The following is a 12,233-nucleotide window of genomic DNA, read 5'->3' on the forward strand; positions in this document are numbered from 1 at the left end:
TAGTAAGTTAAAACCTTTAATAAAAGGTTTATCTCTACACTCTCATTATACATTTTATCTCATTGGAAAACAATATCATCTTGTTTGGTATTTTTTATAATGAACTATAGATTGATACTGCTTAAGACTTTCTTATTTTGGTGAGCTTTTTTCAATCACTTCTTTCTTTTTATACATGTCTTTTAATACCGCTTCATTTATTTTCAAATTCGATTTATCAACTAACTTCTTCTATATATAGGATTGTCCTTTTTATCTTTGCATTCCTTTTATGATAATTTGAGATGCATTGAGTTGGTGACTTGCACTACCTCAACAAAATTATTTAATTGAAGCTAATCCGAATACATCAAATGTAAATTTTTAATAATTTCGTTCTACAAATAGGAATTTCAATCGTTTCTGTAGTCACAAGGTAACAAGTGCACAATGTCACCAGTATGGCTTGGAGGATCTCTAGTCCTTCTATCTCTAAGTTTGGCTATCTTGTCGCTCAATAGACATATGAATAGAATTTTATGGTAAAATAGTAAATGTTTTCAAACAAGGGGATGGAGGGGTTTTAAGTGAAACTTAGAAAGATTTTTATGATTTGTTTTTTGTTTATATTCACATTAACTATTGTGACTGGTTGTAGTTCTTCACAAAGTTCTACAACTGTAAAAAACGGAAAGGCATCTTCGTCTTCAAAAAATGTGGAAGTTGAAGTTGAAAATGCTGAGTACGTATTACCATTAAGTGGGGCCATGGGAGGAATAAATAAAGATACAGTATTGAAATTCAAAGTGAGTTTGAAAAATAAAGGGGATGAAATGTTAGAGATATCACCTTATCTCTTTACACTATATCAAGGTGATGAAAAAATGAAGAAATATGATAAGGCTGATTCAGATAAATTACGTTTAATAGAATTAGAACCTGGTAAAAAAACATCGGGGATTCTCTACTATGAAGTGAATAAGGCCTCATCATATGAGCTCGTTTATTCCAATGAAGAAACAAAAAAAAGAGACGATGAAACAGAAAAAGTTTCTTTCAAAATTGATACGCAAGAAATAGAAAAGAATACAAAAGACTTAAACAAGCCAGCTGAAGCTCTAAAATCCTATATAAATGCTATTTATTATGATAAGGATATAAACAAAATTAATAAATTATCCGGTGAAGATGGAAAACAATTTACTCAAAATATACAACAAGAATTTAAAAAAGATGCACTGTCCAGTACGCATAATGGAATTAGTGACCAGGAATTTGAAAACTATTATAAAAAGTTGAAATCTGTATTGCAGGAAAAAGTTACATTTAAAGTAAAATCAGTAGGTTCTTCTCCTGAGGAAGATAAAGTTGAAGTGGAATTAAAAGTAAAACCATTATTATTAAGCGAATTGCAACCAAAATTACATAAGGAAAATGAAAGATTGCTAAAAGAAAATCCAGGAATTGAACAGCCTAAATTATTTAGCCAATCGTTTGGTTACTTTATATCTATTTTGCCAGAAGCAAAAGTTTCAGATAAAGAAAAAGTAATAAAGGTTGAGATGGAGCGATATGGAAAAGAACAATGGCGTTTTTCAAAAGATAAAGTAAACGATTCAGAGGACGTAATGGAAATAATGGGAGAAGTTTTAAAACAATAAAAAGATATAAGCGAAAACGAAGTTTGCAACAACCAAACTTCGTTTTTTCGATTTATAATGACTTACAACAACTTTTACCTCCAAAACGATAAAAACACAAACTTTCCATTTAGAGAATATTTTAAAATCTTAGCTTGATGGGCATGTGGGCCTGCCAACAAAACGCGAATTTCGTACGCTAAGGAATTATTAGATGTCTTTTTTGATATGGGCCATCTTATAGTAATGCGATATCAATTAATAAAATGGATTATATAAATAATTAATTATATTTTCCATGTACCTTAACTGATATAATGTATAAGGCAATTATTGATTAATAGTACACATTATTAGGGGGACATAAGTAATGATAGAAATAATCGCGGCACTAGTTTCACTAGTCGTACATTTTATTAGTTATCTCTTTTCAACAGGAGAAGACAAGAAAAAAGCAAAAGCAGATTTAAAAGAAATTGTTACTGGTTCTGATGGAAAAATGTTGGTAGGTTTTTTTGGAGGTGCAGCAGTTACAGGAATTGTTGTAGTCATTTGGATTTTATCAGAATAAACCTTTCAGTTATTTTAGCCTATATAACGTATAGGGCAGTTATTAGTTAATCAAGGGTATATATTTGTCAGGATACTTACGTTGGGAAGATTTTCAATTAGTTATGCTGCAAATCTGCTTACTTTTATTATCATATTGCTCTTGATGTCATATATTTTTGATCCTATTTATTTTTACCAGAATGATTTGCCTAACTTATTTGGATTCATTATAATTCTCATCATATTTGGTAGTATACTAGATCTTGTAGTTTGCCTAATTGGAGGATTATTATAAAGGAACATAAAACAATGTAGGAAGTTTCAATTTGAAATTCCTGTATTTATAGGAATAGTTGTTATCTATGTAGTTATACTCTCTCTTTTTACTATTACTAGGTCATATTCGTCTAGTTTGATTACGCCTATTATTTATAGGTTCCTTAGCTTTTTATTTAGTACGTAGAGAAATATAATTAAATTCCAATAACGAATTTCACATCAATTAGTCTCTCATGTGGGGGCTAGTTTTTTTCTTAGCGTGGGGGTTTTCCAGAATAATGAAGATCCCCCTTTTAGAATTTTTATGGTCGATTTCTCAATATAGATATTATTGTTAATTGTGAAATGTATATGGAAATCGAAAGTTACATATACTACTATGAACAATAAGATATCTTGCAATATATTTCTCTTTGTGAAAAGATAAGATCCTACTATCCGATCTTATCTTTTTTATTTATTGATTTATAATAGGGATACCACCACATGACCATTTTCATGATTAGTTCGTTTTACTTTCAATACTGTCAGTTGCTTTTTTAAAAAGTTTCATTGCCTGTTCTGCTTTGTTATTTGCTTGTTCAAACTTGCTATTATTTTGTTCTTCTAATGCTTCTGAAAGTAGTCGCAGAGCATCCCAGTAATTATCCATTGCCTGTTTTATCTTTTCCTGTTCAACTTCTAACTCTTTAGGTGCCTCAAGGTATTTCATGTCTCTTACGTGTGTTTTTGCTATATCCAAACTCAGTTGGATTTCACTTTTCTTTGACTCATAATCCTTTACATCTGAATGCCCTATATCTTGTATCAGTCTGATAACTTCATCCATCTTATTTGTATTTCCTACGATGGCTGCTTTGTATTTATCAACTTCTGAACCACTAACTTTTTCATTTAAATCATCCTCACGATGACCCTCTTTCGCATGTTTCTGGTTCTCTTCCTTTACCTCTTGCTCTACATCAGGGTATTTTTCGTTTATCCCATTAAATACTGTCTCCCATTTAGAAACACCATCATCTATCCCAAACATACCGTTTTGTATGATTTCTTTTGCTTTATCCTTATCATATTCACCATCATACTTACGGTCATCATACTGTCTAACTGCATCTTCTACTTTTATTAGGTGTTTTCTAATCTCTTCTACCCCTTCTTGTATTAAGAATTGGTAATCTTCATACTTTTTAGGTGGCTTGATTTTTTCAAAACGGTTTATATCCAAACTAATGTGACTAATTAAGGAATCTATCTCACCTATGTAGACACCCTCTTCTGTAAATAATTTATCAGTTTTCTTTTCTAGTTTTTTTAAATGATACTGGAATTCTAAGTGTAGTTCAGTCAAACGATAAGGGTAATCTTTTTCAGATACCTTTACCTTCTTTTCACCTTCCGTGTCTGATACATTTGATTTACTTTCTTTACTACTTGATTCGTCTTCCTTACTTCCCTGTTCATACTCAATTCTAGACAATACGTTTCTTAGTTGGTTTTCAATGTGTTCATCACTATAGTGCAATTTCTTTAGGTCAGATACCATTTTATCTGCATCATAATACTTATCTACTTTTCTATACTCTGACTGTGTAAGTCCATATGTATTTAATGTACAACCTACTAGCATGAAACTAACACTTAACCCTGCTAATGCAATACCTTTGAAGGATCTATTCATATTCATTTACCCCTTTATATTTTCGTATTCTTTCTCCATCCATAGACAGTCCATTATGAAAGTTTTCATTATAAGTATTGTTTGCTATTATTGTTTTACTTTCCTCACTATCTGTTTCAGCCCTAATTCTACTCATTTACCGTTTCAGTATTAGGCTTCAATTTGGATTAGCATTGCAAAAAAGGACATACCTATTCTTATAATCTTTGGCTATATATATCCTTTTATTATTTTATAGTGAAATAAATAATGAATCAAAGTAATTTTGTGAAAATTATACAAAAAACCCTTAAATTATCGTTTGCCCAACAGTAGATAATCTAGGTAAAGAAAAAATACTAGAGAATATAGTAATGTAGTAGTCTTTAGTATCTTTTCATAGTATTTTAACGACTATGCAATATGGAGGGATAAAAAAAGGACCTCTTACGGAAAGATAAGAGGCCATCAAGAAGATAAAAATGTTGTATTTGAAACACGCGAGTTTCTACTTCACATTATAACATAATATATCTATATATTTAATATATAGATTAATACATTTGTTCAAACTAATAAGTTTACGATAAATATATTATGTAAATTAGAGATTTTTGATCCTTTTGGATAAAAATGAACTTTGAAATTCATGTACTCATTCCAGATTCCACACAAGAGGAATGCAGAAAACGTACATGCAATGTGTATATTTGATTACAAGACGTGACATAGAAAGAAGGGTTTCTTCACTACACTGAAGGAGACTTTTAAATTTTCGCAATATTAGTATTGTTAGAGATTATCATATATATTATTATAAATAATGTTATATTAGTAAATTTTGGTATTATTTTTTCCAGCTTGTAAACTATGATACTTGGAGGCGTTGTTGTGCGTAATAAATGGAAACTTGGACTAATGAGTACCCTTCTTACCTGTACCACCTTTACATCTGTTGCATTCGCAGCAGAAAAACCAGTCGATCAATCCAAATGGGAGGAATGGTTAAACGGACATGCAAAAATATTAAATGAACCAACTTCCCAAACAAGTGAGGATTTATCATTTCTTAAAGAGGCCGTACAGGACAAGCGTATTGTTGTACTTGGTGAAAGTACGCATGGTGCAAAGGAAATCAATCAATCCAAAATACGTATGATTAAGTACTTACATGAGGAAATGGGATATGATGTGATTGCATTTGAAACAGGGCTTGGAGAAGCAGCAGCTGTTCAGCAAAATTTTGATAACTTAACCGCTACGGAAGCGATGAAACAATCTTTATACCCTGTATGGAAAACTGAGGAACTTGAACAATTATTTACCTATATGAAAGAACAAAAAGAAAAAGGGAAGCCACTCACATTAGCTGGTTTTGATATGAATTTGTTTTATAAATCTTCATTCCGCTCTTATGCAAAAGAATGGTTGCAAAAAGTAAATCCTGAAGTGGCGAGTGAATTTGATACAGCAGTGTCAGAGTTGATTGAACTGGATAGGTATTACAATAAAAATAAAACATATCCCTATGATCGATTTAAAATGGAAATACAGCCCGTAATTAACAAGTTTGAAAAGGTTAGAATGTTTATTCAGAATCATAAATCTGAATTGATTCAAGTTGCACCACATCCTACGTATGATGTGAATTTGTTTGAGAAATCAATCAGTATACGGATTGATGCGATTAAAACGCATCTAGATGCTGATATGAAAGTCAGAGGTGGCATCTCCTCACCTAACCTGACAGACTATTCTTTTTATATCCGAGATCAAAAAATGGCACAAAATTTCGCATGGCTCACTGAAATGCAATATAAAAATAAAAAAATTATTGTGTGGGGGCATAATTATCATATTCGAAAACAAAATTCAAAAATGATATTAGACTTTACGAAGGTGCAGCAATACAATTATATTGGCCCAAATATGATGGATTATCTTCCACAGCGTATCAAAGACCAAATGTACACAATCGGTGTATTTGCGTATAGTGGAAGCAGTTGGGATGATGTTAATGAAAATGTTATTCCTGTACATAATGAACATGAAGAACAAAGTGTTGAAAAAATCATCAGCACTGTAGGAAGTCCCCATGTTTTCGTTAACTTAAAAGGAGAAAGTAACCGACCAGAAACTTCATGGATGTTTACTCCTACTGCAGCAAGTTATTGGGGAAATAAATTAAAAGAAGAAATCATGATTCCGACAGAACAATATGATGGCATTCTATGGTTAGAAAAGACGACTCCTTCTGTACTGAAGTAAAAAATAAGAGCCTCCGATAAATTAATGGGGGCTCTTTTCTATTCATATTCTTTTATTCAATTACCGGATAATTTGTTAAACAACATCGACTCCTCACATCTCCCATTATTCAAATTCAGGTTCCTTCTTATCTTAACAGTCATTATGTATACTGAAACCATACATTATACCAGTGCCGTACGTCTCACATGATTCGAATTTAGGTTCATTTGTCATTAACTTCACTTCCTATTCCATCTTATTATTCCTACCTGCTCTTTCCTCATCATTGTATATAGATTCTTCTGTACAAGAGAAAAAAGAGGCATTCTACACAAGTATGATACCTGCTATAGAATGCCTCTTTTTTCACAAATTTATCGTTTTTCGACAGAAGACTCTTTCCTCAAAAATGTGAAGGTGTGAAACACCAATTTTAAGTGGGAGATGAATGTCGGTTGGCATAAGCCAACATGTTTGCTATCATCTACTTGTACAGATTGCTCTTCGAGAACTGAAGATATGAGGCTGGTTGCAGAAAAACGTTGCAACCGTAAAATCTTCAATGTTCTATCGCCCCATGCTTGCCGAAGTTGCGAAAGCCAAGCTAAAGTAGGGAGTGTGGTGCGTCAACGTAACAAGATACTTATGTTCTCACCGTAGGGACTACGGGTAGAGCCTGCTAAGATAACCGGTGGATACATCGGTGTTCGCAAGAATCTCCTACTTCCAAAAGTCCGTAAGGACGTTAAGTGGTGAGTAGTTCAATATAGCTATTTCACCGAGATTGCAAATTCTGATTTCGGTGCCCCAGCGAATACAATCGTTCCGTTCTTCGGCAGTTTCACCTTGTTATTGCCACTCACGATGGTAAAGTTGACGCAAACTCCCTTCTCATCATACACCGCAAATGAACCTTTTGACGGCAACGTCACGGTAATCATTTTCTCTGTTGCCGCTTGCGAGATTGTAAACCATTTCGCATGCCCATTTTCTCCCAACGTAACTTTGGATGATTGGCCTATATCAATCGGTTTTACATTAGATTCACTTACGTATAACAACCCAGCCATCTCCATATATTCATTTCCACCTTCTGTATAAAAGTTCGTTTCCGTCGTATCACGGCCATTCATCACGGGAATTTGGAGTTGGTGCGTTGCGGTATTCGGACCTGTAATTTTTCTACCATCCCAATAGCCTGCTGGGCCTTCCTTACGATTAATTTGTGTAGTAAGAAGTTTCGGTTGGACAAGATATTGAATAGAGCTAAATTTCTCGTTTACAAGATAGAATTTAACGCCTTCCCTCTTTGCCCATGCAGCAGCGGTTTTCTTCGATAGCACGTTGTCTTCTAGTTTCTCAGCTAAATAGTGGGTCATCACATTTTGCCCTAAACCTGGATACGATTTATATGCGCTCTCCTTCAAATAAGTTCTTCCATTCCTCTCGGTTACGAAATTGAGCTTAGAAGTACCCTTCTCATTAATAAAGCTTCCATCAGCAGTATATACATATTTTTCTTCTCTACTAGATGGTAAGGATAGTTCTCCGTTCTTCGTAATTTCAATTTTAAAATGAGTTTCGCTATTGCCATAAAATCCTGCTTTCTTTGCTACACCTTGAGGCATTTTGACTTTGACCGGCTTGCCAAAGGATTTATTTGGCTTGATGTCCTTAATAGTACCTTTTTCTTTAAGCGTGGCGAGCAGCAATTCAGTTGCCATTAATTGATTTGTAGAGCTGCGGCCACCAGATGACAATACAGCCGCTGCTATTTTCTGTTCCGGAAGCACGACGAGTATAGCATGTTGCAATGCCGTATCACCGCCCTTTGCCAAAGCTTTAATCCCATATTCACTGAATGGGTATAGGTTCACACTATCCCAGCCAAGACCATAGTTAAAAATATTATCTCCAGTCCCCGGCCACATTCCTTTTTTATATTCCTCTTGCTCCATCGCCTTTACTACCTTATCAGAAAGGATACCTTTTCCCTGTCCCATAAATAATTGTGAGAATCGTACCATATCTTCTGCCGTAGAAGATATGCCTCCCGTACCAATTACATTCACTGATTCAATTGGAAGTTGTCCTTGATACGCCGGGAAATATAGTCCGGCCCGATTTTCGTCTCTCCATTTGTCCTGCGGCGTTTTCGTATGATTCATCTTTAAAGGTCCTGTAAAGCTTTGATGTAGAAATTCGGTAAAGCCCATACCACTAACTCTTTCCACCAAAATTTCGGCTAACGTAAAGCCATCGTTACAGTATACCGAGAAAGCACCAGGGTCCGCCTTCAAGTTCTGATTGGATAATTGCTGCAACAAGGCATCATGGGCATAGGTATCATTATCGTTAAATAAAAATGCATTACCTAACGTAGAACCTTGCAAGCCAGAGGAATGATTCAATAACATTCGCGGTGTAATGCACTTGTACCGACTGTCTTTCATCTTAAAATCAGGAATATAACGGGCAACGGGAGCATCCAAATCAACTTTTCCTTCGTCGACCAATTTCATTACAGCCGCTGTTGCATACATTTTACTGACTGAACCAATCCCATATAGAGTATCTTTGGTTAGCTGCTGTCTCCCTTCCATATCGTTCTTGCCAGTCTGACCCGACAAAATAACTTTTCCATTATCAATTAGCGCATACTGCACGCTATTCGCTCCATGGGACTTTGTAAGTAGCTCCGCCTTTTCTGCTGCAATCTTCTTCAGTTCCTGACTAGCTAATTCTTCACCAGCTACAATTGTAGTCTTACTTTCAGAAAATGCTTTTGCTCCTGTTGGTAGAATCATAGTTACCGCTAATGCAGTGGCTAACACACCAGTTAGCTTATTTTTCACCATGTAATTACCTCCTTAAATTAGTAATCGTTTTCATCATTTATTTGTTTCACTATGAAAATATGATAAAACTTATCCGTTTTCCCTTTTGTCCTACTTGCTAAATTCAGCGAGTAAAATATTTTTAAAAGGATCAGGGGTATCCGCTTTAAGGTTGTTCAAATTGACGGCCAATGTATGCTTGCCTCCAAGTGTGCCCCCAGCAAAAGTTAAAAAGCCAGGAATGGTTCCTCCATGCCCCCATATCGCTTCACCGTTTGAAAGCTTCATTTCAAAAATTCCAAGCCCGGAATCGCCAAGTTCATCTACTCCTGTAGGGACTGTTGTAAGCATTTGCTTTAGTTGCTGTTCTTTTAGTAATTTCCCCCCAAGTAAGTAAGAAAAGAATTTGTTTAAATCATCAGCTGTTGAAATCATATCACCGGCAGAGCTCCCCATACTTGGGTTATAATAAGTAACATCTTTTGGCTCACTTGCTCTGTCTAATTGGATATATCCACGGGCATGCTTGGTTCCTGGAATCACACTTGAATTCCCAGGTAAGAATGTATTCGATAATTCAAGTGGTTCAATAATACGTTTTTCAATCTCTTCCGCATAACTGCTCCCAGTTATTTTTTCAATTAGGATCCCTAGTAATACGTATCCTGTATTTGAATACGACCAGCTCTTTTCTGGAGCAAAATCTGGAGGCATGGATATTCCCATCTTTACTAATTCTTCAGGAGTATAGGATCTTTTTGTATCCATCATATTAAAATCCTTTGACCTTGTGTAATTAGCGATACCACTTGTGTGATTCAATAATTGCCGGATAGTAATCTGTTTATCATCATATCCATTTCCTTGAATGACACCAGGTAACCATTTTTCAATAGAATCGTCTAAATTCAAGCGGCTTTCTCCTGCTAATTGAAGTACAACTGTTGCAGTGAACGTTTTTGTCACGCTGCCAATTCGAAAACGAAAATCTGTTTTCATTGGTTTCTTAGTATTTAGATCTGCTACCCCAGCTGCATGACTCCATGTTTTTCCACCCTCAAAAGTTTTAACAAGTATCCCTGGATATCCAAGTTGCAATGTATCCCGCATTGCCTCTTTGACAGAATTACGATTCCTTTGACTGTTTTTTTGTAACGAATTAGATACATTTTGAATGGACTCTGCTTTTACAATTGAGGTTGGAGTTGTATATAGCAGGGAACCTCCAGTTATTAAAAGGGCTAAACCTGTAAATGTAATTTGACGGTGCTTTTTCATCAAAATATTCCTCTCCCCTATTTATATCGTATAGATGTTTTTTGCTGTTTTTCAACTAATCACACAGCTTACATCTTACCCAAAGACAAAAGAGCGCTATTGAATTTGTAATCATTCTTATGCCCATTATTTCACAAACAAATTTCTGACCTGAAAATGGCCTATCCTTTTTTACATGTATGTTAATCTTTGTAATGTCTCTTTTCTTCCATACAAGTCTTATTAATTGATTTGTTTTTTCATATAAATTTACAGTATTTGTTCCTCCTCTCACTCTTCTATACATTTTAATCATACACAATGAAAATCTCTTTTTTCTTACCTCTTCCTTACAAATTCCTTACGTTCAAAATAACTTTCATAAAAACAAAGAAACTGGAATTTTTGGAAATGAAATGAAATTCAAACGCATCTAATATATGATAAAATTATATATATACATAAATACATTTACATTTTTATATGATAGTGTTATCATATAATTAACCAAGAAGTATCCAACAAATTATTATTAATCACTACATTTTCTTTCAGAATAAGTCAACTTATAAAAAGACACTATATTATACATAGTGTCTTTTTATATGCTCTAATATTAATTGACCATAAATGGGTTTATATACAATTGAACGCTTCACGCTCCTTGAGGAAGGAGCCTCCTTAACTAAAATGATAAAAAATACTAACAATCTTATTGTTTATTTACAGCTTATTACGTCAATAAAGAAGATAAAGGGTTTGTTGTTTCCATTCCTAAAAATCTTAATTTTTAAATAAAAAAAGAAAAACACTCCCGAGAGTGCTTTTCTTTTTAACAAATATCAACTATACTGTTTTTACTAGGAGTTGATTTTAGAATATGATCTCCTAGGCTTAGATAATACTTTTTATTTAATAAACCGCAAAATTGGCTGATTTTGTGGTTTATTTTTATGGGCGATAAAATTTAACATGGCCACCATCACGATCGAACCAACCTCTAAATGCCCAGTTAATCCATCCACCATCACCTTTATTCGTGAATTCCCCATCCTCAAATACCCAAATTCCAAAAGTGATTCCATCATATACTGTTGTTCCAAAGAATTTAACACCGTTAAAACGATCCTCATAGTTTTGGTTTAAGTTAAAAACCATAACATTATAACGTTGACCTGCAGAATAAAATGTTGATTCCATTACACCTTTTACAAATCCTGAACGATTAGTTTGACTATTAATAGCATTCCTAATCAAATTAGCGATACCTAATACATCTATACTTACATCTAAATTGGCACTAGCTTTTGCTGCATTTGGTAACTTAGACTCTACAAAATTAGTAGGTAATTCAGTAGATAGATTAGTAGGAATATTAGTTTTAGCAGGAGAGACCTCAGCTGCACTTGCATCTGTTGGCGCAAACGCTCCCAAACCTCCTAAACCGATAGTTCCGGCTAAAGCAATGTTCACTAACTTTTTCATTTTTTTCATAAAAAAACCTCCTTTAAATTTTTTATAAGGTATTAATCCTTACACCTCAAAGTATATATTCCTTATACAGAAGAGGCAAATGATTTAATTGAAAAAAAATAAAGTTCTAACAGTCTAAAAATTAATAAATATGCAAATAAAACTATTATAAATGCATATAAACAACTGAATTTAATAGATATATACATTAAAAGGAATAAAAAACCATTAACTGAATTTTTTGTAAATAAATGAAAAAACTTTTGTTTGTTTTAGTGCCTTAGATTCTTGTGGAAGAAATACTTTCAT

At 33.8% G+C, this 12,233-nt stretch carries 7 protein-coding genes and 1 pseudogene; 4 read left to right on the top strand and 4 right to left on the bottom strand.

The annotated features are described in order from the left end of the window. Positions 1-566 precede the first annotated feature (566 nt). The 3 genes and pseudogenes from MKY21_RS28745 (at position 567) to MKY21_RS28755 (ending at position 2,644) form a co-directional block, all read left to right on the top strand. A complete protein-coding gene (locus tag MKY21_RS28745; protein WP_341078190.1) occupies positions 567-1,640 on the top strand; it encodes a DUF5105 domain-containing protein in 1,074 nt (357 codons plus the stop codon). Positions 1,641-1,989: 349 nt separating this feature from the next. Continuing rightward, on the top strand, positions 1,990-2,190 hold the full coding sequence (locus tag MKY21_RS28750) for a hypothetical protein (protein ID WP_086423427.1): 201 nt from the start codon (positions 1,990-1,992) through the stop codon (positions 2,188-2,190). Positions 2,191-2,271: 81 nt separating this feature from the next. Further along, positions 2,272-2,644: pseudogene (locus MKY21_RS28755) on the top strand (hypothetical protein). Positions 2,645-2,952: 308 nt separating this feature from the next. Here the strand turns inward: MKY21_RS28755 and MKY21_RS28760 are convergent. Continuing rightward, positions 2,953-4,134, bottom strand: a complete 1,182-nt coding sequence (locus MKY21_RS28760; RefSeq protein WP_086423428.1) for a DUF7018 domain-containing (lipo)protein — start codon at positions 4,132-4,134, stop codon at positions 2,953-2,955. Between the two features lie 864 nt (positions 4,135-4,998). Here MKY21_RS28760 and MKY21_RS28765 point away from each other — a divergent pair. Further along, positions 4,999-6,375 (top strand): erythromycin esterase family protein, encoded by a 1,377-nt coding sequence (locus tag MKY21_RS28765; RefSeq protein ID WP_341078192.1) that lies wholly within the window; start codon positions 4,999-5,001, stop codon positions 6,373-6,375. Between the two features lie 752 nt (positions 6,376-7,127). Here the strand turns inward: MKY21_RS28765 and MKY21_RS28770 are convergent. From MKY21_RS28770 to MKY21_RS31270, 3 genes are all read right to left on the bottom strand, one after another. Next, positions 7,128-9,212, bottom strand: a complete 2,085-nt coding sequence (locus MKY21_RS28770; RefSeq protein WP_341078478.1) for a serine hydrolase domain-containing protein — start codon at positions 9,210-9,212, stop codon at positions 7,128-7,130. A 93-nt stretch (positions 9,213-9,305) separates the two neighbouring features. After that, positions 9,306-10,472, bottom strand: coding sequence for a serine hydrolase domain-containing protein (locus tag MKY21_RS28775; RefSeq protein WP_016078497.1), 1,167 nt, complete (start codon positions 10,470-10,472; stop codon positions 9,306-9,308). 930 nt (positions 10,473-11,402) lie between these two features. Continuing rightward, positions 11,403-11,945: a hypothetical protein gene (locus tag MKY21_RS31270; protein ID WP_000738326.1), complete on the bottom strand. Its 543-nt coding sequence runs from the start codon at positions 11,943-11,945 to the stop codon at positions 11,403-11,405. Between the last annotated feature and the right edge of the window lie 288 nt (positions 11,946-12,233).

The sequence above is a fragment of the Bacillus sp. FSL R9-9497 genome, assembly GCF_038005805.1.
GTDB lineage: Bacteria > Bacillota > Bacilli > Bacillales > Bacillaceae_G > Bacillus_A > Bacillus_A cereus.